General features: G+C 65.1%; 17 protein-coding genes. 8 read left to right on the top strand and 9 right to left on the bottom strand.

What is annotated here, in order from left to right; translation table 11 throughout:
• The first annotated feature begins 7 nt into the window (after positions 1 to 7).
• The 3 genes from ACM42_RS08080 to ACM42_RS08090 are packed head-to-tail and all read left to right on the top strand — an operon-like array spanning position 8 to position 2891.
• On the top strand, positions 8 to 901 hold the full coding sequence (locus ACM42_RS08080) for an ABC transporter permease (protein WP_271527405.1): 894 nt from the start codon (positions 8 to 10) through the stop codon (positions 899 to 901).
• Positions 901 to 1908 (top strand): ABC transporter ATP-binding protein, encoded by a 1008-nt coding sequence (locus tag ACM42_RS08085; protein ID WP_271527406.1) that lies wholly within the window; start codon positions 901 to 903, stop codon positions 1906 to 1908. Before ACM42_RS08080 ends, ACM42_RS08085 begins: the two co-directional genes overlap by 1 nt.
• Positions 1905 to 2891, top strand: a complete 987-nt coding sequence (locus ACM42_RS08090; RefSeq protein WP_271527407.1) for an ABC transporter ATP-binding protein — start codon at positions 1905 to 1907, stop codon at positions 2889 to 2891. The genes ACM42_RS08085 and ACM42_RS08090 overlap by 4 nt, the downstream gene beginning before the upstream one ends.
• Here the strand turns inward: ACM42_RS08090 and ACM42_RS08095 are convergent.
• The 8 genes from ACM42_RS08095 to ACM42_RS08130 all read right to left on the bottom strand — a co-directional run bounded on the left by ACM42_RS08095 (position 2863) and on the right by ACM42_RS08130 (position 12692).
• Complete coding sequence (locus ACM42_RS08095) at positions 2863 to 3648, bottom strand: hypothetical protein (protein ID WP_271527408.1); 786 nt, start codon at positions 3646 to 3648, stop codon at positions 2863 to 2865. The genes ACM42_RS08090 and ACM42_RS08095 overlap by 29 nt on opposite strands.
• A 186-nt stretch (positions 3649 to 3834) precedes the next feature.
• Positions 3835 to 5811, bottom strand: coding sequence for an acetyl-CoA carboxylase biotin carboxylase subunit (locus ACM42_RS08100; RefSeq protein ID WP_271527409.1), 1977 nt, complete (start codon positions 5809 to 5811; stop codon positions 3835 to 3837).
• The gene (locus tag ACM42_RS08105; protein WP_271527410.1) at positions 5808 to 7424 is read right to left on the bottom strand and encodes an acyl-CoA carboxylase subunit beta; all 1617 of its coding nucleotides are present in this window, start codon (positions 7422 to 7424) and stop codon (positions 5808 to 5810) included. The genes ACM42_RS08100 and ACM42_RS08105 overlap by 4 nt, the downstream gene beginning before the upstream one ends.
• 124 nt (positions 7425 to 7548) lie before the next feature.
• Complete coding sequence (locus ACM42_RS08110) at positions 7549 to 8415, bottom strand: 3-keto-5-aminohexanoate cleavage protein (protein WP_271527411.1); 867 nt, start codon at positions 8413 to 8415, stop codon at positions 7549 to 7551.
• Between the two features lie 199 nt (positions 8416 to 8614).
• Positions 8615 to 9415: an AraC family transcriptional regulator gene (locus tag ACM42_RS08115; RefSeq protein WP_271527412.1), complete on the bottom strand. Its 801-nt coding sequence runs from the start codon at positions 9413 to 9415 to the stop codon at positions 8615 to 8617.
• 189 nt (positions 9416 to 9604) lie between these two features.
• Positions 9605 to 10261, bottom strand: a complete 657-nt coding sequence (locus ACM42_RS08120; RefSeq protein ID WP_271527413.1) for a glutathione S-transferase family protein — start codon at positions 10259 to 10261, stop codon at positions 9605 to 9607.
• Positions 10261 to 11424 (bottom strand): acyl-CoA dehydrogenase family protein, encoded by a 1164-nt coding sequence (locus ACM42_RS08125; protein WP_271527414.1) that lies wholly within the window; start codon positions 11422 to 11424, stop codon positions 10261 to 10263. The genes ACM42_RS08120 and ACM42_RS08125 overlap by 1 nt, the downstream gene beginning before the upstream one ends.
• A gap of 131 nt (positions 11425 to 11555) precedes the next feature.
• The gene (locus ACM42_RS08130; protein ID WP_271527415.1) at positions 11556 to 12692 is read right to left on the bottom strand and encodes an acyl-CoA dehydrogenase family protein; all 1137 of its coding nucleotides are present in this window, start codon (positions 12690 to 12692) and stop codon (positions 11556 to 11558) included.
• A 265-nt stretch (positions 12693 to 12957) separates the two neighbouring features.
• Between ACM42_RS08130 and ACM42_RS08135 the strand changes: the two genes are divergently transcribed.
• Together ACM42_RS08135 and ACM42_RS08140 are read left to right on the top strand one after the other, a co-directional pair.
• Positions 12958 to 14508 carry an acyl-CoA synthetase gene (locus ACM42_RS08135; protein WP_271527416.1) on the top strand — a complete coding sequence of 517 codons (1551 nt, stop codon included), beginning with the start codon at positions 12958 to 12960 and terminating at the stop codon, positions 14506 to 14508.
• Positions 14509 to 14581: 73 nt separating this feature from the next.
• Positions 14582 to 15805: an ABC transporter substrate-binding protein gene (locus ACM42_RS08140; RefSeq protein ID WP_271527417.1), complete on the top strand. Its 1224-nt coding sequence runs from the start codon at positions 14582 to 14584 to the stop codon at positions 15803 to 15805.
• Between the two features lie 80 nt (positions 15806 to 15885).
• Here ACM42_RS08140 and ACM42_RS08145 read toward each other — a convergent pair whose 3' ends face one another.
• Positions 15886 to 16647, bottom strand: a complete 762-nt coding sequence (locus ACM42_RS08145) for a helix-turn-helix transcriptional regulator (protein WP_271527472.1) — start codon at positions 16645 to 16647, stop codon at positions 15886 to 15888.
• A gap of 186 nt (positions 16648 to 16833) precedes the next feature.
• Here ACM42_RS08145 and ACM42_RS08150 point away from each other — a divergent pair, with 186 nt between their 5' ends.
• The 3 genes from ACM42_RS08150 (at position 16834) to ACM42_RS08160 (ending at position 22159) form a co-directional block, all read left to right on the top strand.
• Complete coding sequence (locus tag ACM42_RS08150) at positions 16834 to 19095, top strand: marine proteobacterial sortase target protein (protein WP_271527418.1); 2262 nt, start codon at positions 16834 to 16836, stop codon at positions 19093 to 19095.
• Positions 19096 to 19232: 137 nt separating this feature from the next.
• Positions 19233 to 19802, top strand: coding sequence for a class GN sortase (locus ACM42_RS08155; RefSeq protein WP_271527473.1), 570 nt, complete (start codon positions 19233 to 19235; stop codon positions 19800 to 19802).
• Positions 19803 to 19942: 140 nt separating this feature from the next.
• A complete protein-coding gene (locus tag ACM42_RS08160; RefSeq protein ID WP_271527419.1) occupies positions 19943 to 22159 on the top strand; it encodes an acetate--CoA ligase family protein in 2217 nt (738 codons plus the stop codon).
• Positions 22160 to 22286 lie beyond the last annotated feature (127 nt).

Consider the following 22286-nt stretch of genomic DNA (forward strand, 5'->3'; position numbering starts at 1 on the left):
GACCAGCTTGGCTGCGATCGACTTCGACGTTGAACTGAGGCGGGCCGGCGCATATGCGACCGGCGGCTGGCGGCGCGTGCTGTTCATGGCGCAGCGGCATGTGCTGGGCGCGGCTGGCCTCGTCATCCTGACGGTGTTCGTGCTGACCGCGATCTTTGCCGACTTCATCGCGCGCTATGATCCGCTGACGGTCGATTCCGCCCGCGCGCTGGCCCGACCGAGCCTCGCGCACTGGATGGGCACCGATTCCTTCGGTCGCGACGTGTTCAGCCGCATCATCCACGGCGCGCGGATCTCGCTCGCGGTCGGGCTCGGTTCGACCGCGCTCGGCGGCACCATCGGCGTGATTGTCGGCCTCACTTCGGGCTATCTCTCCGGCTGGGTCGATCTCGTCTTCCAGCGCGTCTCCGACGTTCTCCAGGCGCTGCCGCTCCTGGTGCTGGCCCTGGTGATGACGGCGGCGCTCGGCCCTTCGCTGCCCAATGTGATCATCGCCATCGCCATTCCGCTGATCCCGACGGTCGCGCGCGTCATCCGCGCCAATACGCTGGCGCTGCGCGAGCAGCCGTTCGTGGAAGCCGCCAAGTCGATCGGCATGAGCGAGATGCGGATCGCGCTGCGCCACGTGCTGCCGAACACGCTGGCGCCGCTGATCGTGTTGGCGACCGCGCAGCTCGGCTCGACCATCCTCACCGAAGCCTCGTTGTCCTTCCTCGGCCTCGGCATTCCCGAGCCTTATCCGTCCTGGGGGCGCATGCTGTCGGAATCCGCCGCCGAATATGTCCGCACCGCGCCGTGGCTCGTGATCTTCCCGGGCATCGCGATCAGCCTCGCCGTGTTCGGCGCCAACCTGTTCGGCGACGCCCTGCGCGACATCCTGGATCCGAGGCAGCGCGGCTGATGGCGGACAAATCCGATCTCGTGCTCGACGTGAAGAATCTGAAGACGGTGTTCTTCACTAATTCCGGCCTGTTCAAGGCCGTCGACGATCTCTCGTTCAATGTCGGACGCGGCGAGACGCTGGCGATCGTCGGCGAATCCGGCTGCGGCAAGAGCGTCACCGCGCTGTCCTTGATGCGGCTCGTGCCCGATCCGCCCGGTCGCATCGTCGGCGGCTCCGTCACGCTCGAAGGCACCGAGCTGCTGTCGCTGGATGAAGCGCAGATGCGCGCGGTCAGGGGCAACCGCATCTCCATGATCTTCCAGGAGCCGATGACTTCGCTCAATCCGGTGATGCGAATCGGCGACCAGATCGCCGAGGCGGTGCGGCTGCATCGGAATATCACGTCGAAGGAAGCGCAGAATATCGCGGTCGAGATGCTGCGCCTGGTGCGCATTCCCGAGCCGGCACGACGTGCGCGGGAATATCCGCATCAGCTGTCCGGCGGCATGCGCCAGCGCGCGATGATCGCGATGGCGCTGGCCTGCCGGCCGGCGTTGCTGATCGCGGACGAGCCGACCACCGCGCTCGACGTCACCATCCAGGCGCAGATCCTGGCGCTGATCCTCGACCTTCAGAAGGAGCTCGGCACCGGCCTCGTGCTGATCACGCACGATCTCGGCGTCGTCGCGCAGACGGCGCAGCGCGTGATCGTGATGTATGCGGGGCGAAAGGTCGAGGAGGCCAGCGTCGAGGCGCTGTTCGCCTCGCCAATGCATCCCTATACGCGCGGGTTGATGGCCTCGATCCCGGCCGTCCCGGCATCCGGTGTCCCGGCGCAGGCGCGGCTGAACGAGATCCCCGGCACGGTGCCCTCGCTGGTGGGGCTGCCGAAGGGTTGCGCCTTCGCGCCACGCTGCAAGCTCGCCATCAAGCGCTGCGAGGCCGAGTATCCGCCGCTGGCCGACTGGGGCGGCGGCCATCTCGCTGCCTGCTGGCGCGCGGAAGAAGTCGCGGAGGTGGCATGACCGAAGCGCTGCTCGAAGTCACCGACCTCAAGAAGCACTACCCGGTGCGCGCCGGCGTGTTGCGCCGGCAAGTCGGCACCGTGCATGCGGTCGACGGCGTCTCATTCGCGCTCGGAACCGGCGAGACGCTCGGCCTCGTCGGCGAATCCGGCTGCGGCAAGTCCACGGTGGCGCGGAGCGTGCTGCGGCTGGTCGAGCCGACCTCGGGCCAGATCCGCCTCGACGGCGAGGACATCACCCATCTGTCGAAGACGGCGCTGCGCCCGCACCGGCGTTCGATGCAGATCGTGTTCCAGGACCCGTTTGCCTCACTCAATCCGCGCATGACTGCGGGCGACATCGTCGGCGAACCAATCGCCGTGCATGGCCTTGCAAGCGGCAAGGCGCTGGAGGCGCGCGTCGCACAGCTGTTCGAGCAGGTGGGCCTGCGGCCCGACCAGATGCGCAACTTCCCGCATCAGTTCTCCGGCGGCCAGCGCCAGCGCATCTGCATTGCACGGGCCCTGGCGCTGGGGCCGCGCCTGATCGTCTGCGACGAGCCGGTGTCCGCGCTCGACGTCTCGATCCAGGCGCAGGTGATCAACCTCCTGATCGACCTGCAGCGCCAGCACGGTTTCTCCTACCTCTTCATCGCCCACGACCTCGCCGTGGTCGCCCATATCAGCCACCGCGTCGCGGTGATGTATCTCGGCCGCATCGTCGAGATCGCCGAGAAGGACGAACTGTTCCGCAACCCCCGTCATCCCTACACGCAGGCCCTGCTCGCGTCGGTGCCCGTCGCCAACCCGCTCGCGAAGAAGCTCGCTCCGCTCGTCGACGGCGACGTGCCGAGCCCGGTCAACCCGCCTTCGGGCTGTGCGTTTCACACGCGCTGCCGATTTGCGATGGAACGCTGCAAGACGGAGCGGCCGGCGCTGGCGGACGCCGGCGACGGGCACCAGGTGGCGTGCTTGCTCAATGAGGGGACGGGGCGCGGCCAGTAGGCCGCAACGCCCGGATCACGGGCCAGGCCGCCAACGCCGCGGCCAGATGCTTGAGCGTGTGGCCCGAGACGATGTGCCCCGTCGCTTCGAACACTGTCGCGTCACCGAGTTCGAAGAGTTTCGCCAGCACATAGAAGAAGATCACGCCGCCGAGCGGCACGCCAAGCGCACCCGGCAGGGGTCGTGTGAACGCCAGTCCCACGGCGAGAGCCATGCCGCCGAATTGCACGACCGCCCATGGAGTGAGATTCTCGTGTGCCACCCAGGCCGCGAGCAGTCCCGCAACCATCATCAGCACCAGCACCGCTTCGCCTGCGCGCACGCTGATGCGCTCGCTGGCCGCGATGCCAAGAAAGCCCGCGAACGCCACCGCCATGCCGACGCGATCGGCCACGAGCCGCTGCGGCATATCGGGGTCCAGATGATAGAAGCCTGAGCCCAAGCAGGTGAGGATCAGTCCGACGAAGAACCAGCCTGCACCCGCGAGCGCATCATTGCGGGCGCGCAGCCGCTCCGTGCCCCAGACACCCATCGCGAGGAAGGCGAGATTGCTCAGCACGTCGCCGGCATTGGGCACACCCAGCCAGGGGCGGGTGTCAACGAAATGCGGGATGTGCCAGGCGGCGGCAGGCAGCGCAGGTGCTAGCAGCACCACCACCGCAAGGACGAACAGCGCGCCGACCAGGCATTTTTCGCGGACCGTTGGTACGGCGAACGGCAGCCGGCTGGACACTGAGGGGAGCGTTGCGCGCGGCATGCGAGCCTCCACACGAATTGAACAATGTTCATGTTTGTAGCGCGAAAATGAACGTCGTTCAATACGAATTGCGCAAAGGTATGATTCGCAAACCTATCGTATTGAAATTCTTCGTATTTCGTTGATCAACAGGCGTAGGTACGACGCTGGGGCGCCGTTGCCCACCCGATACCGGCATTCGCGGCGCTACCCCGCCCCGATCTCCGCCACGATCCTGCCTGTCGTCACCTGCTCGCCTTCGGCAACGTCGATCGCCGCGACGACGCCGTCGAGGCCGGCCTTGTGGACGTGTTCCATCTTCATCGCTTCCAGCGTCAGCACCGGCTGGCCCGCGGTGACGCGGTCGCCCGGCTTGACCAGGACGGCGACGACGCGGCCATTCATGGCGGCGCGGACCTTGCCGTCACCGCCGTTGCTTGCTGCAGCCTTCGGCGCCGCCAGCGTGAGATCAATCACCGCAAGCGGGATGCCGCGATGCTGGAGGTAGAGCCGGTCGGCATCGCGCAGGAATTTGGCGCTGTCCATCACACCATCATGGCGAAAACGGATCGCATCGGCATCGAGCTGCTCGATCTCGAACCTGTCCTGACGGCCGTCGGTGGCGACGGTGTAGCTGCCATCGCGCTCGCGCGTGACTTCGAGCTCGTGGACGTGGCCGGCGATCTCGAGTTTCGCTGGAAGCGGGAACGTTGCGGACAGACTCCGACCACGTTGCCAGGCAGGCGCGCGCGGATTTGTGACGTAGAGCAGCAAGCCCGCCAACACCGTATCGAACGCAGCGCCCCTGCGCGGCGCCAGCAGCTCGTCGCGATGCGCACCGATGAAGGCTGTCGTCGCCTCGCCCTTGGCAAAGCCGGAGTGACGCAGGCAGGACATCAGGAACGCCTGGTTCGTGGTCACGCCAAACGCCGTGAGCTGCTCCAGGCCGACGATCAGCCGTCCTCTCGCCTCCTCGCGACTCGCACCATGGCTGATGATCTTGGCGATCATGGAATCGTAGAACGGCGGGATTTCTGAGCCCGACTGCAGCGCGTGCTCGACGCGGATGCCGTCGGGCACCTGCCAGCGTGCCATGCGGCCGGACTGCGGCATGAAATCCTGCGCGGCATCCTCCGAGCACAGCCGCACCTCGATGGCATGGCCCTCGAAGCGAATGTCCTGCTGCTTCACCGGCAAAGGCTCGCCACGCGCGACGCGCAGCTGCAACTCGACGAGATCGAGCCCGGTGACCGCCTCGGTCACGGGATGCTCCACCTGGAGACGCGTGTTCATCTCCATGAAGTAGAACTCGCCACGTTCGTCGAGCAGGAACTCCAACGTCCCCGCGCCCTCGTAGCGCAGCGCCTTTACCGCGGCGACCGCGACCTCCCCCATCCTCGCCCGCAACTCGGGCGTGACCGCGGGTGACGGCGCCTCCTCGATCAGCTTCTGGTGCCGCCGCTGCACCGAGCAATCGCGCTCGCCGAGATGGATGGCGTTACCGTGGCTGTCGCCGAACACCTGGATCTCGATATGACGCGGGTTCTGAATCGCACGTTCCAGGATGACGGTGGGGTCACCGAACGCGGCCTTCGCCTCGGAACGCGCACTGCGCAGCGCATCGGGAAACGAGGCCGCATCGGCCACGAGCCGCATGCCGCGCCCGCCGCCTCCGGCGACCGCCTTGATCATCACGGGAAAGCCGATCTTTCTGGCTTCCGCGAGCATCACCTCGTCGCCCTGGTCTGCGCCCTGATAGCCGGGCACGATGGGGACGCCGGCCTTCTTCATGATCTCTTTGGCGCCGGCCTTGTTGCCCATCGCCTCGATCGCCTGCGGCGACGGGCCGATGAAGACGAGACCGGCTTCCTTGCAGGCGCGTGCGAACTCCTCGTTCTCGGCGAGAAAGCCGTAGCCGGGATGGACGGCATCAGCACCGCTCGCCTTCGCGGCTCCGATGATCGCGAGAATGCTGAGATAGGATTGCGCCGGAAGCGCTTCGCCGATGCGCACGGCCTGATCGGCCTGCCGCACGTGGAGCGCATCGCGGTCGGCATCCGAATAGACCGCGACGACGCTCAAGCCCAAGCGCCGCGCGCTACGCATCACGCGCAATGCGATCTCGCCGCGATTGGCGATCAGGACCTTGAAGAACGGCCGATGCTGCACTGATCCGTTCCTCATGGGCGGGCCACCGAAAACTGCATGCGCTGGGGATTGCGTGCGTCACCCTCGCGGCAGATCGCGAGCACTTCGGAGAGAACCGCGCGGGTGTCGCGTGGATCGATCACGCCGTCGTCGAGCACGCGTGCGCTGGTGGAGAACACATCCATCTGGCCGTCGAACACACCGACGATCTGCGCCTTCATGGCATCCAGCTTGTCCTTCTCGATCGGCTTGCCGCGGCGCGCCGCGGCGGCTTCGGTCACGATCGCCATGGTTTCGGCCGCCTGCTCGCCGCCCATCACGGCGGTCTTGGCATTCGGCCAGGAGAAGCAGAAGCGCGGATGGAAGCCGCGCCCGCACATGCCGTAATTGCCGGCCCCGAACGAGGCGCCGCAATAGATGGTGATCTGCGGCACCGTCGCCGAGGTGACCGCCTGGATCATCTTGGAGCCGTGCTTGATCATGCCGGCTTCTTCGTAGGCCTTGCCGACCATATAGCCGGTGGTGTTGTTCAGATAGAGCAGCGGTGTACGGGTCTGGCAGCAGGCCTGGATGAAATGCGTCGCCTTGTTGGCGCCGGCGGGATCGAGCGGGCCATTGTTGGTGATGATGCCGATGGCCTGCCCTTCGATGCGGGCATGACCGCACACCGTGGCGGGCCCGTAATTCGGCGCCATCTCGGTGAAATCGGAATCGTCGATGATGCGCGCGATCACCTGCTTCATGTCGACCGGACGCTTGTGGTCCATCGGCATGATGCCGAGCAGTTCGTCCTGGGCGTAGCGCGGCGGCTTGAATTCTGGCGTCGCCCTGCCCGGCCGCTCCCATTCCAGCGCCGCCATGATCTCGCGCGCGATGCGCAGGGCGTCGCGATCGTCCTCGGCCAGGTAATCGCCGAGGCCGGAGACCTGCGTATGCATCTCGGCGCCGCCGAGCTCTTCCTCGGTCGCGATCTCGCCGGTCGCGGCCTTCAGCAGCGGCGGTCCGGCGAGGAACGCACGGGTGCGGCCGCGCACCATGACGATGTAATCGGAGAGGCCGGTCTGATAGGCGCCGCCCGCGGTGGACGAGCCGTGCGTCACGGTGACGACCGGCAGGCCGGCCGCGGAAAGACGCGCCAGATTGCGAAAGATGTTGCCGCCGCGGACAAAATCCTCGACGCGGTAGCGCAGCAGGTTTGCGCCGGCGCTTTCGACGAGCTGCACGTAAGGCAGCTTGTTCTCCAGCGCGAGCTCCTGCACCCGCAGCGTCTTGTCGAGACCGTAAGGCTGCAGCGCGCCGGCATCGATACCGGAATCACTGGCGCTGACCATGCAGCGAATGCCCGAGACGAAGCCGATGCCGGCGATGACGCCGCCGCCGGGCACGCTCTTGTTCGCATCCGGCACGTCGAACATGTAGCCCGCGAGGGTGGACAGCTCGATGAAGGGCGCGCCGGGATCGAGCACCAGGGCGACGCGTTCGCGCGGCAGCAATTGTCCGCGCTTGTGGAAGCGATCCTTGGCCGCGGCCGACGCCGCCCGTGTGCGCTCTTCCAGCGCGCGCATGCGGTCGATCAGCGCGAGCATGCCGTCACGGCTGGCCTGGTACGCGGCGCTGCCGGGGGAGATGGTGTTTTCGAGAATGGACATGACTCTATCCCAGTCGTCATTCCGGGGCGCGACGAAGTCGCGAGCCCGGAATCCATAACCACGATCGGGAGTATGGATTCCGGGCCTGGCCCTTCGGGCCATCCCGGAATGACGGAGTGTATGACTACCTGTTCGTCCCAAAGATCTTCCGCGCCTCGGCCGGGCTCGCGATCTCGCGGCCGGCACGCCGCGCGCAGGCGGCGACGGCTTCGATGAGCTGGCCGTTCGAGGTCACCTTCTTGCCGTCGGCGAGATAGAAGGTGTCCTCGAGGCCGGTGCGCAAGTGGCCGCCGAGCTCGGCGCAGCGTTGGTGCAGCGGCCAGATCTCCTCGCGGCCGATCGCGGTGACCTGCCAGTTCGCCTCGGGGCGCTTCAGCTTGATCAGGATCGGCAGCAGCTCGGGATCAGCAGGCATGCCGGAGGCGACACCCATCACGAAATTGTACTCGAGCGGGCCGTTGTACATGCCGACCTGGCGATACATGCCGACGCAGCGGACGATGCCGACATCGAAGCACTCGAACTCGGGGATGGTGCCGACTGCGTTCATGACGTCGAGATAGTCCTTCACCTTCTCGACGGCATTGTCGAACATCATCGGCGGCCAGGCCCAGGTGTTGTCGGCCTTCACTTTCAGGTAATTCAGCGAACCGGCATTGCAGGCGGCGATCTCCGGCCTGGTCTCGCGGATGCAATCGAGCGCGCCGCTGTAGTTCGGGCCGGAGACCCCCGAAGTGTGGTTGATGATCACGCCAGGGCACGCCTCGCGGATCGCCTGCTGGATCTCCTTGCTGACGGCGACCTCCCAGGACGGCAGATGCCCCTTGTTCGGCGCCTGCTGGCGCAGATGGATGTGCATGATGGACGCGCCGGCATCGAACGCAGCCTTGGCCTCGCGCGCCATCTGCTCGGGCGTCACAGGCACGTTGTGCTGCTTCGGGTCGGTGAGCACGCCGTTCAGCGCGCAGGTGATGACGGCCTTGTCGCTCATGCCACTAATGTCTCGCACGTTGAGAATTCAACGCTTGCGATCATGTGACGCGCGACATGCGGCTTCTTGCGCGGAGAAGCTGGAAAGCAACGGCAAATCGTAGGGTAGGCAAAGGCGCGCTTGCGCCGTGCCCACCACGTTTCAAGGTTCGGTGACGACGGTGGGCACGCTACGCTTTGCCCACCCTGCGAGACCGAAGTCAGCTCGCTTCGGCAAGCCGCACCGTCTCGGTGCTGCGGTAGATCGCAAGGTCGCGCGAGCCGACGAAGATCGCACGCGGTTTCAATCCGTAGAAGCGGCGGATCGAGTGACTGAAATGCGTCGAGTCGGGATAGCCGATGTCCTGCGCGAGATGAGCGAGGTTCAGGTCCTGGTTGGCGAAGTGCAGAAGATGCCGCGCGCGCTTCCAGGCACGGAAGGAGCGGAAGGAGATGCCGGTCTCCTCCTTGAACAGATGCAGGAAGCGCGATGCCGAGAGGCCCGCTTCTGCCGCACACGTATCCGCCGTTACCGGCTCGCCGGAGAAACGCCCGATGCGGGCGACCGCGCGCATCACGCGCGGGTCGAGCACGCGACGTGGCAGCGCCTCGCCAAAGCACATCTCGTCGAACTCGGCGGTGGTGATGTCGCCGTAGCGGCGCTGGCGCAGCAGCGTGTAGGCGGCCAGGATCTTGCGCGCATAGGCGGCCTTGTCCGGACCGCGCAGCCGCTCGGCCAAAGCCTCGATCACGCCATCCGGCATGCTCTCCGGCTCAAGCGTCACGCTGATGACGGTGCGATAGTCGCTGGCGATGGTGTGCCGCTGGTTCGGCAGGGTCACGACCAACTCGTCCGAGGTCTGGACGTCGTCGGTCGTCAGATGCAGGCTGCCCTTCACCGCGACATAGACATGGCAGCTACCGGGGGTGCGCTTGCGGGGCCGGCCGAGCAGGCCGGCATAGAATACCCGCTCGGGCGTGATCAGCATCAGATGGTCGGATTCGCGACCTTTATCTTCCATTGGGGTCCTCCTCGCGCGGCTCTCTGGCCGCTGCGGACGGAGGTCACCTTAGCGGAAATTTGGGCGCTGTCACGATAGGATAGCGCTGTCATTGAAACATGCGCCGTCGTTCCGGGGCGGTCGCAGACCGAACCCGGAACCTCGAGATTCCGGGCTCGATGCTGCGCATCGCCCCGGAATGACGGAAACTTACGCCCTCACCCTCGCTGCAACATTCTGCTCGGCGCCAGCCTTCTGTTCCGCAGCAACTGCGCGCTTGAAACCGTCGCGCTGCTGCAGGCGAGCCCAATAGGCTGCGACATTTGGCCCAAAATCCTTGGCGAGCCCGATGTTGCTCGCCAGGCGAAGCGCGTATCCGACGACAATGTCAGCGGCGGTGAAGCGGCCCGCGCACAATGTTTCGGCATTCGCCGTGGCTGCCTCGACGGCGCGCAGTCTGCCCAAGAACCACTTTGCGTAGTCGGTGGCGACTTGCGGGTTGCGGCGTTCCTCCGGCTCGAGCTGGGTGTATCGGAGCACCAGCGTCTGCGGGAAGGTTAACGTGGCGTCGCTGAAATACATCCAGTTCAGGAAGGCGCCATAGGCGGGATCCTCCGGTCCGACCATCAACGGCGTCGGTCCGTACTTGACGCCGAGATAGTGGCAGATGCCGGAGGATTCGGTCATCTTGGTTTCGCCGTCGACCATGAAGGGAATCGTGCCCAGCGGATTGAGCGCAAGATATTCCTTGGCGAAGACGCGCGGCGGGAACGGCAGCATCTTCAGCTCATAGGGCAGCCCCATCTCCTCCAGCATCCAGAGCGGGCGAAACGAGCGCGCGGCGTCGCAGTGATAGAGCGTGATCATCAAGCACTCCCTTTGCTGCCGGGCAGCGTACCCATCATCTTGCACAGGACCATCAGCATGACCTCGTCGGCGCCGCCGCCGATCGAGGTCAGGCGGCTGTCGCGATAGGCGCGGCTGACCGGCGTCTCGTTGGTAAAGCCCATTCCGCCCCAGTATTGCAAGCAGGCGTCGGTGAGCTCGCGGCCGAGGCGGCCGGCCTTCAGCTTGGCCATGGTCGCAAGCCTCGTCACGTCTTCGCCCGCCACCAGCTGCTCGGCGGCACGATAGATCAGCGCGCGCAGCAGTTCGACCTCGGTCTGCATCTCCGCGAGCTTGAAGTGCACGACCTGGTTGTCGAGGATGCTCTGGCCAAAGGCTTTGCGATTGCGCGTGTACTGGATGGTCTCGTTGATGATGTATTCGTGCGACTTGAGGCAGGCGGCCGCGCCCCACAGCCGCTCCTCCTGGAACTGGATCATCTGATAGGTAAAACCCTTGCCCTCCTCGCCGATGCGGTTGCGCTTGGGCACGCGGACATTGTCGAAGAATATCTGCGCTGTGTCGGAGGAACGCATGCCCATCTTGTCGAGCTTTCGCGCGACCGTGACGCCATTGCTCTTCATGGGCACGCAGATCAGTGACTTGTTGCGATGAACGGGGCCATCGCCGGTGTTGGCGAGCAGGCAGATCCAGTCGGCCTGCGTGCCGTTGGTGATCCACATCTTGCCGCCGTTGATGACGTAGTCGTCGCCGTCGGAGCGCGCCTGGGTCTTGATCGAGGCGACATCGGAGCCCGCGCCGGGCTCGGAGACGCCGATGCAGGCGACGAAATCGCCCGAGATCGAGGGCGCCAGGAATTCGCGACGAACCTCGTCGGAGCCGAACCGCGCCAGCGCGGGCGTCGCCATGTCGGTCTGCACCCCGATCGCCATCGGCACACCACCGCAGGTGATGGCCCCTAACTCCTCCGCCATCATCAGCGCATAGGAGTAGTCGAGGCCGGAACCGCCGAACTCGACCGGCTTGTTCAGACCGAGGAAGCCGAGATTGCCCATCTTCTTGAACAGCTCATGCGCCGGGAAAATGTCGGCCTTTTCCCATTCATCGACGTGAGGATTGATCTCGTTCGCGATGAACTTCTGCAGGCTGCGGCGGATGTCGTCGTGGTCAGCGGTGAATAGCATTTTGTCAGCTCAGCTCTCGGTATCTCTGATGCGCTCGTCATGGCCGGGCTTGTCCCGGCCATCCACGCCTTTTTGTCCGGCAGCAAGAACGTGGATGCCCGGGACGAGCCCGGGCATGACGGAGGAGACATTCACAACCCCATCTGCCTTGAGGCCAGATCCTTCATGATCTCCTCGGTGCCGCCGCCGATGGCATTGACCTTGACCTCGCGGTAGATGCGCTCGGCCTTGATGCCGCGCATGAAGCCGGCGCCACCGAAGATCTGCACGGCTTCCGAGGCGCAGAAGGCCATGGTCTGCGTCGCCTGGTTCTTCATCATGCAGATTTCCGCGACCGGGCTTTCGCCCTGCTCGAGCCGCCAGGCCAGCATCTCCAGCATCGCCTGGGACGCCGCGACCTTCTGCGCCATGTCGACGATCTTGTGGCGGATGACCTGGTGCTGGGCGAGCGGCTTGCCGAAGGTCTTGCGCTCCTTCGCGTAAGAAATCGCCTCGTCGAGGCAGACCCGCGCGAAGGCGGTGCAGCTTGCCGCCATGCCCATGCGCTCGCTGTTGAAGTTCTGCATGATGATCTTGAACCCCTGGCCCTCCTCGCCGATCAGGTTTTCCGCCGGGACGCGGCATTGGTCGAAATGCAGCGTCGCGGTGTCGGAGGCCCACCAGCCCATCTTCTTCAGCTTCGTCCGCGACAGGCCAGGCGTATCGCCTTCGATCAGGAGCAGGCTGACCCCGCCGGCACCCTCGCCACCGGTGCGCACCGCAACAGTCAGATAGTCCGCGCGGATGCCCGAGGTGATGAAGGTTTTCTCACCGCTCACGACGTAGTGATCGCCGTCGCGCCGGGCCCGGGTGCTCAGGTTCGCGACATCGGAGCCGCCGCCAGGCTCCGTGATCGCGAGCGCAGAGATCTTCTCGCCCGAGAGCACTTGCGGCAGCACGCGCGCCTTCACCTCCGGCCGAGCGGCGCGCGCGATCGGCGGCGAACCGATGGTGTGGCTCATCAGGCTGGCACTGACACCGCCGGCGCCGGCGCGCGCCAGCTCCTGGCTGGCGACGATCTTCATGAACTGGTCGGCGGTGATCCCGCCATATTCCTCGGGAAAACCGAGCCCCAGGAGGCCGATCTCGGCCGCCTTGCGATAGAGCACGCGCGGGAATTCACCGGCCTCGTCCCACTCATGGGCGAACGGGGTGATCTCCTTCTCGACGAAACGGCGCATGACGTCGCGAAAGGCGTCGTGCTCGGCGGTATAGAACGGGCTCTTCATTACAGTCTCGCCCTATTGGCGGATTCGCTCGTCCACCATGGCTGGAACATTAGCGATTCACTTGCGCAGAGTGGCTGACCATAGGAGCCGCTCCACCGCAGCCTGTGGCCTAGCAACTCCACGCAAGACGATTTTCGTCCCGCACAGGCTAACTCTGGCTCAAAAAAACGTTGCTGCACAGACTCCGGCTGGCGCCAGCGCCACGCCGGGCATCGCGCACGGGCAGCAAGGAGGAGGCCGGCACAGACCGCCGAGGGAGGAATATTTGGCCGTTCGTTACTACGATTGGATCGCCCATCATGGCCGCCGCACGCCGAACAAGGTTGCGGTGATCGACCTCGCGAGCGAGCGCCGCTTCAGCTACTCGCAGCTCGACGCCCGTGTCTCGCGCCTCGCCTCGCTCTTGCGTCACGCGCTGAAAGTCTCGCGCGGCGACCGCGTCGCCGTGCTTGCGCTGAACACGACCGATACGCTGGAGGTGCAGTTCGCCTGCGGCCGGTTAGGTGCCATCTTCGTGCCGCTGAACACCCGCCTCACCGTTCCCGAGCTCCAGTTCATCACTGCCGATTGTGCGCCGAAGGTGATGATCCACGACACCGATCTGGCCGAGACGGCGCTCGCCGTCGCAAAGCTCTGCAACGTCTCGACCAGCCTGCTGCTCGGCCCCGGCGGCACCTATGAAGCCGGTATCGCCGCCGCGAAGCCGCTCGACCGCGCCGAAGAAGTCACGCTCGATGACGTCTCCACCGTCATGTACACCTCGGGCACGACGGGCCATCCGAAGGGCGCGACCATCACGCATGGCATGACCTTCTGGAACTGCGTCAATCTCGGCGGCCCCGCCTGCATCGGGCCGGCCTCGGTGCTGCTCACGGTGCTGCCGCTGTTCCACACCGGCGGTCTCAATTGCTACACCAATCCGGTGCTGCACGCCGGCGGCACCGTGATGATCATGCGCGCCTTCGATCCCGGCACGGCGCTCGGCCTGATCAACGATCCCGCGCAGGGCATCAACGTGTTCTTTGGCGTGCCCGCGATCTACCAGTTCATGGCGCAGCACCCGGCCTTCGCGACCACCGACCTCAGCCGGCTGATCGTCGGCGGTGTCGGCGGCGCTCCGATGCCGGTGCCGCTGCTCAAGGTCTGGGAGGCGCGCGGCGTCGCGCTTCAGCAGGGCTACGGCATGACCGAGACCTCGCCGGCCGTGCTGGTGCTCGACCGCGAGGACGCCGCGCGCAAGGCCGGCTCCGCCGGCAAGCCGGTGCTGCATACGGAAGTGCGCATCGTGCGTCCCGACGGCAGCGATGCCGATGTCGGCGAGCTCGGCGAGCTCTGGGTCAAGGGACCCAACATCACGCCGGGCTACTGGAACAGGCCGGAAGCGAACAAGACATCCTTCACCGACGGCTGGCTGCACACCGGCGATGCGACCCGCGTCGACGAGGAAGGCTTCTACTACATCGTCGACCGCTGGAAGGACATGTACATTTCCGGCGGCGAGAACGTCTATCCGGCCGAGGTCGAGAACGTCCTGCATCAGCTCAATGCCATCGCCGAAGCTGCCGTGATCGGCATTCCCGATCCGCAATGGGGCGAAGTGGGCCTCGCCATCGTCGCGGTCAAGCCGGGACAAAAGCTGACGGAGACAGAGGTTTTCGCTCATTGCGCGGCCAATCTGGCGCGTTTCAAATGCCCGCGCCAGATCCGCTTCGTCGATGCACTGCCGCGCAACGCCACCGGCAAGATCCACAAACCGACCTTGCGCAAGGAATTCTCGGTGGCTTCCGAAATCGACAAGAAGGTCGCCAATGCCTGATCGAAGCGCCCCTCGCGGGCGCTTTTCTTTTTGAAGTGCCTGCCCTACCAACAAGAAACTCCAAGGAATTTCCATGAAGAACAAGAAAATCGTCCTGCTCGCCGCGGCAACAGCCCTGACCTTGCTCTCGGCTCAAAGCGCTTTCGCACAAAAGAAATACGACACCGGCGCCAGCGACACCGAGATCAAGATCGGCAATGTCGAGGCCTATTCGGGTCCCGCTTCCGCCTACGGCATTATCGGCAAGACCGAGGAAGCCTATTTCAAGATGATCAACGACCAGGGCGGCATCAACGGCCGCAAGATCAACTGGATCTCCTATGACGACGGCTATTCGCCGCCCAAGACCGTGGAGCAGGTCCGCAAGCTGATCGAAAGCGACGAGGTGTTCCTCGTCTTCAACGCGCTGGGCACGCCGACCCAGACCGCCGTGCAGAAGTACCACAACGCCAAGAAGGTCCCGCAGCTCTTCCTCGCAACCGGCGCCAGCAAGTGGAATGACCCCAAGGGTTTTCCCTGGACCATGGGCTTCCAGCCGAGCTATCGGGTCGAGGCGCGGATCTTCGCGAAATATATCCTGCAGGCGAAGCCCGACGCGAAGGTCGCGATCTTCTATGCCAATGACGATTTCGGCAAGGACTACGTCGCCGGCCTCAAGGAGATCTTCGGCGACAAGGCCACCTCGCTGATCGTCGCGGAAGAGAGCTACGAGACCACCGAGCCTTCGATCGATTCCCACATCGTCAAGCTGAAGGGCACCGGCGCCAACGTCTTCGTCAACATCTCGACGCCGAAATTCGCGGCACAGGCGATCAAGAAGATCGCCGAGCTCGAATGGAGGCCGATGCATGTGATGACCGACGTGTCGATCTCGATCGGCGCGGTGATGAAGCCCGCCGGGCTCGATGCGTCGGAAGGCGTGCTGTCCGCGAGCTATCTGAAGGACGCATCGGACCCGCAATGGAAGGACGACGAAGGCATGAAGAAGTTTCTTGCCTTCATCGACAAATACATGCCGGGCGCCAACGTCTCCGACACCAACATCGTCTACGGCTATGCCGCCGCGCAGACCCTGGTTCAGACCTTGAAGCAGTGTGGCGACAACCTGACGCGCGAGAACGTGATGAAGCAGGCCGCGAGCCTGAAGGATTTTGCTCCCGATACGTTGATCCCCGGCATCAAGATCAACACCAGCGCCAACGACTTCGCGCCGATCGAGCAGCTCAAGATGATCCGCTTCAAGGCTGGCCAGTGGGAGCTGTTCGGTGACATCATCAGCGCGGAAACCGGCGGCTAGCTCGCATCAGCCGAACATGCCCAAGCCAGATAGCGGCCGAAAGGCCGCTATCTTTTTGTGTGAGCGAGGTCGAAGCGAGGCTATGCCGGCAGGAAGAGCGCAAAGGACTCTTCCACCGTGCGGCGCAGATGCTTTCGATACAAGACGTAGCTGTCGTCGTCGGGCGCAACCCGCCCCAAGGACGGCTTTGGAATATTCCTGAGCGGCACATAGGCGATGGGCGCAGCGATCGGCGTGAGCTGCGAGCCGGGGCCGGCGCGAAGCGTCGAGATGATGCCGTACATCTCGCCGGCAACCGTCGGCCGCGACACCGTGATCACGCGATGCTGACCGTGCTTGATGATGACGAGGTAGATGAAGCCGGACTGATGGGGAACGGCGACCTCGCCGGTGTGCTCATAGGCTGCGTCGGTCCGCTCGCCCTCGCGGAAGACCAGCGCTGAGACCTTCGGCTCCCAGACGATCTCGGTGCGATAGGCAAAGATCGCGTCCTTGTCGCCAAAGGACGGGCGCAGGGTGATGTAGACGTCCTCGAGCCAGGTCACGGCGCGATGAGCATAGGAGCCGAGGCTGTCGGGCGCGACGTCGTTTGCGGCCGGAGGCGTCACCACGATGGCACTTTTGCGCAAGGAGACGCCTAGCGCCTGCTCGAGCCGGACCGTCGTCGCCAGCGTGAATGGCCGGCGGCCGCCGAGCACCTTCTCCAGCGTCGACAGGCTCAGCTTGGCCTGCTCGGCCAGGGCTTGCCGGGAGATCCGGCGTCTGGCCAGCTCTTCGCGAATGGTCTCCGCGATCTCGCGGCTCTGCTCGTCCGAAAGCTGCTTGTCGGCCTGCATTTGCATCATCAACCCTGCCCTGAGAGTGCCATTCTAGCAGGGCGGACAAACCAGCACAAAACCGCACATGGCCGCCCGACGGCGGCCTGCTCGCGCCGGCCACGGCGGAACATTGCCGATCATTCTGCTCGCGACATCAGCCTCTCCAGGCCGATCCTGCGGGCCAGCAAACAACCATCGGGAGCAGGCCAAATGGATATCTACGACACTGCCGACAGCGACGAACACCCGTTGCTGGGCCGGCTGATCAAACTCGGACTATTCCTTCTCGCGCAGGGCGTCGCGGTGATGCTGGTGGCCTTCGTGGCCCTGCTGGTGAGCTTCGGGACCGGCTGGTCGGCAACGGCCGAGCAGACCAGCCTCCTCCAACCTGGCGAGGCACGGTCAGGCAGCCTGCTCCTGAAGGAAGACGGCGCCTACACCGAGGCGATCCGTCTCGGCACCGACATCGACATCACCGTATCGGGCCCGACGCTGCGCGTCCGCGTCACGCAACTGTTCCGCAATCCGACCAGGGACTGGGTCGCGGCCACCTATGTCTATCCGCTCGCAGCCAATGGTGCCGTCGACACGCTGAAGATGGTGGTCGGCGACCACGTCATCGTCGGCGACATCAAGGAGCGGCAACAAGCCCGCGTGATCTACGAGCAGGCGCGAAGCGCCGGCCAGAAGGCCGCGCTCACCGAGCAGGAGCGGCCCAACGTCTTTACCAATTCGGTCGCCAATATCGGTCCTGGCGAGACCGTGCTGGTGCAGATCGAATATCAGGAGCCGGTGCATCAATCCGGCGACGAATATTCGCTCCGCGTGCCGCTGGTGGTCGCCCCGCGCTACAATCCGGCGCCGATCGTGCAGAGCGTCGACTTCCGCAAAGACGGCTCCGGCTGGGGCGCAGCGACGTCAGATCCGGTTCCGGATCGTGACCGCATCTCGCCGCCTGTGCTGGACCCCGCCAGACATGCGCCGGTCAACCCGACCAGCATCACCGTGCGCCTGAAGGCCGGCTTTGTGCCCGGCGAGGTCAGGAGTCACCACCATAACGTCAAGATCGAGAGTCCGGACGACACGACGCGTATCGTCACGCTCGCTGATGGCGCTGTCCCCGCCGATCGTGATTTCGAGCTGACCTGGAAGCCGGCCGCCGGGCTGGCGCCGTCGGTTGGCCTGTTCCGCGAGCATGTTGGCGATGCCGATTACCTGCTCGCCTTCGTCACTCCGCCCAGCGTCGAGCAGGCGACGCAGAAGCCGCTGCCCCGCGAGGTCGTGTTCGTGATCGACAATTCCGGCTCGATGGGCGGCACCTCCATCGTTCAGGCCAAGGCGAGCCTGCTCTATGCCCTCGGCCGGCTCCAGCCCAATGACCGCTTCAACGTGGTGCGTTTCGATGACACCATGGACGTGCTGTTTCCAGCCTCGGTACCGGCGGATGCCGCGCATGTCGGCGAGGCGACCTCGTTCGTCAGCGCCTTGCAGGCGCGGGGCGGCACCGAGATGGTACCGGCGATGCGCGCTGCGCTCTCCGACAAGATCAGTGACAGCAGCATGGTCCGCCAGGTCGTGTTCCTGACCGACGGCGCGATCGGCAACGAGCAGCAATTGTTCGAGACGATCACGGCAATGCGTGGCCGTTCGCGCGTGTTCATGGTCGGCATCGGCTCGGCGCCCAACACCCATCTGATGACGCGCGCCGCCGAGCTCGGCCGCGGCGCCTTCACCCATATCGGTTCGGTTGAGCAGGTCGAGGAGCGCATGCGCGGCCTGTTCGCCAAGCTGGAGAATCCGGCGGTGACGGGCCTCACCGCAAGATTTTCCGACGCCAAGGCCGACATCACCCCGGCGATCATTCCGGACGTCTATCGCGACGAGCCGCTGGTGCTGGCGGCCAGGCTCGACAAGCTCGCGGGCTCCCTCGAAATCAAGGGACGCGTCGGCGATCGCCCGTGGTCGGTGACGCTGCCGCTGCAAAGCGCCGCTGAAGGCAAGGGCCCGTCGAAGCTCTGGGCCAGGCGCAAGATCGGCGACGCCGAAGTGGCGCGCTCCATGCGCGAGATGACGCCCGAAGAATCCGACAAGGCGATCCTGGCGCTGGCGCTCGATCATCAGATCGTCACGCGACTGACCAGCCTCGTTGCGGTCGACAGGACGCCGAGCCGGCCCGAAGGCGAGCCGCTCAAGCTCAGCGACCTGCCGATCAATCTGCCGGCCGGCTGGGATTTCGAGAAGGTGTTCGGCGAGCGGCCGCAGGTGCCGACGCAGTTGCGTGAACGCCATGCCGATGCGCGCAACCAGCCGGAACTGAGGCGGCCGATGCCTGCCGCGCCCGATGCGATCCGCCTGCCCAAGACTGCAACCTCGGCCGAGCTGAAGATGATCGCAGGCCTGGCCCTGATCGTGCTCGCCCTGATCCTGTTCGTGTTCAACCGGCGTCGGCCCTTGCTCACCGACGCCGCTTGAGAGAGGAGCCCCCCAACTCCTCCGTCAGCGCGCGCGGCTGCCCGTCCCCTACAAACGGCCGCGCGCGCCTTTTTAGGAAATGTCATTCCGGGGCGATGCAAAGCATCGAACCCGGAATGACCACCAAAGAGAAGCAGATGTCCCGCTTCATCCCTCCCCTCGTTCTGGCGCTGATCGGCCTCTTCTTGTTCGGCGACGGCGCCTACATCCACGCCAAGGCATGGCTCGCGCAGGTGCTGCTGGAGCGGGCGTTCGACCGGAGCGTTGCGACGGGACAGGCGGTGAAGCCGTGGTCGTGGGCCGACACCTGGCCGGTCGCGCGGATCGAGGTCAAGCGGATCGGTGCCAGCGCCATCGTGCTGGAAGGCGCGAGCGGACAGGCGCTCGCTTTTGGCCCCGGCCATATCCACCAAACGGCTGATGCGGGTGAACGCGGGGTTGCGGTCTATGCCGCCCATCGCGACACTCATTTCCGCTTCCTGCGGAATGTCGTCATTGGTGACATCGTCGATGTCACACGTCGCGACGGTCGACATTTCAGCTATCGCGCGGATTCCTCGGCCGTGGTCCGTTTCGATGCATCGGGCATCGACGCCACGACACAGGGCTTCGAGCTTGTTCTCGCGACCTGCTGGCCATTCGACGCCGTCACCTCCGGCCCCGAGCGCTATATCCTGCATGCAACATTGGTTGGAGCCGACAGGTAGATCGCCCACCGAGCCGACGATACGCGCCAGCGTCGCTCATTCCACCATACGGCATACCACCCCCAAGGTTGCCACTCCGAAGGACTCGCCATAGAACGGGGCGGCACTCGACCAAGAAGAACAACAGGAGAGGTCACGGCATGGAAGCCAAGGTGTCTGCTGCGTCCGCGTTCCATCCATGGTCTCCACCGTCCGATGCCAGCGACATCGTCAAGGGTATCCACGCCATGCTGCACCCGCGCAACATCGTGCTGGTGGGTGCGACCGACAAGCCGGGCAATTATGCCGAGCGCATCTGGAACAATCTGGTCAAATACGGCTTCGAGGGCGGCCTCTATCCGGTCAACGCCAAGCGCGACGCCATCTGGGGCGTCCCCTGCTACAAGGATTTTGCGAGCCTTCCCGAAAAGCCCGATCACGTCCTGGTGCTTGTGCCCGCGCGCTTCGCCGTGCAGGTGATCCGCGACGCCGCCGCGGCCGGTGCGCGATCGGCGACCATCGTCACCTCGGGCTTCAGCGAGTTGCAGGATGAGGAAAGCCAGAAGCTTGCCGCCGAATTGCAGGCGGCCGTGCGCGAGACGGGCCTTGCCGTCGCCGGCCCGAACTGCCTCGGCAATTTGAGCGCCGGCGAAAAGCTGTTCACCAACATCGACGATCGAATCGTCACCATGGAACAGGGCGCGGTGGCGATCGCCGGGCAATCGGGCGCGATCGTCATGGCGATCCGCCAGGCGCTGGAGGATCGGGGTGTCGGTGTCGGCTACATGGTGACCACCGGCAACGAGGCCGGCCTCGAGACGCCGGACCTGATGCGCTATTTCGCAGAGGATCCGAGCATCAAGGTGATCGTCGTCTACCTCGAAGGCGTGCGCAATACCAAGGCCTTCCGCGACGCCTGCAAGGCGGCGCGCGCCGCGAGCAAGCCCGTGATCGCGCTCAAGCTCGGTGCATCCGAGGGCGGCCGCGCCGCGGCGATGGCGCATACCGGCGCGCTCGCGGGCTCGATCGAGACGTTCGATGCCATCGCAACGCGAGAAGGCGTCATCCGGGTCGGCGGGCTCGACGAGCTGATCGAGACCACCGAATGCTTCGTGCACGCTGCCGTGCCCAAAGGCGACCGGCTTGCCGCCGTCACGCTCTCCGGCGGCAAGCGCGGCATGCTGATCGATGCCTTCTACGCCGCGGGCCTGAATTTCGCGCCGCTGAGCCCGCATGTCAGCTCGGAGCTGGCGAAGATGCTCGGCCCCGGCTCGATCGTCGGCAATCCGCTCGACGCCGGCTTTGCCGCAGTCGTCGATCCCTCCGTCTATATGAAGTCGATCAAGCTGATGATCGACGACCCCGATATCGACGTCGTCATCGTCGACGCCGAACTGCCGAAAGCGCCGCACGAGCTGCGCGAGCGCAATCTGCGCATCGTCAACGAGATGGCGGGCCAAGCCGGCAAGCCGGTGATCTATATCAGCGCGATGTCGATCGGCTTCACCGAATTCACCAAGGGCTTGCGCAAGTCGCTGCCGCATCTTGCGGTCATGCAGGGCATGGACCGTGCGGTGACCGCGATCAGGTCGCTGCTCGACTACGCGAAATTGCGCAAGGAGGTGCCCGACATCGTCTCGAGCTCGAAGCCCGCCGCTCGCGCCGTGCTGGAGAAGACGTTGAAATCGACGACCAGCGCCGCGCTCGACGAAGTCGCCTCGAAGAAGCTGCTCAAGGCTTACGGCATCCCGATCTCGAAGGAGGCGATCGCACAGACGGCAGCCGAAGCGGTGAAAATTGCGAAGCAGATCGGATTCCCGGTCGTGGCAAAGGTCGTCAGCGCAGAGATCCTGCACAAGTCCGACATCGGCGGCGTGGTGCTGAATCTCAACAGCGCGGCCGAGGTGAAGAAGGCCTTCGCCGACATCACGGCGCGGGTCAGGAAGCTGAAGGGCAAGCCGAAGCTCGATGGCATCCTGATCGCACAGCAGGTCAAGGCCGAGCTCGAACTCGTGGTGGGCGCCTCGCTCGATGCCGAGATGGGGCCTGTCGTGCTGTTCGGCACCGGCGGCATCGACATCGAGCTGATGAAGGACGTCGCCCTCGCCGGCGCGCCGCTGGACGAGGCCGAGGCGCGGCTCCTGATCGGCCGCACCAAGGCCGGCATCAAGATGCGAGGCTATCGCGGCAGGCCGGCCTTGCACGAGGCCTCGGCGGTGAAGGCGCTGGTCGGCCTCTCCAACCTGATCGCGGATGCCGGTGACCGGATCGCCTCGATCGACATCAACCCGTTCCTGATCAACACCCGGACGGGCGTGGCCGTCGATGCCCTGATCGTGCTGAACAATGCCGCGGCAAGACGCGCGGCTGGACATTGAGGATGTCGTAGGGCGGATTGGCGGCAGTGCAATCTGCCAATTCGGTCCATCCAAGCGCAACGCATTGGCGGGTTACGCTTCGCTAACCCGCCCTACCTAGAATCGCGGCCATTCGAACACCTTCCAA

The organism is Bradyrhizobium sp. CCBAU 25338, assembly GCF_028128965.1.
Taxonomy (GTDB): Bacteria; Pseudomonadota; Alphaproteobacteria; order Rhizobiales; family Xanthobacteraceae; genus Bradyrhizobium; species Bradyrhizobium liaoningense.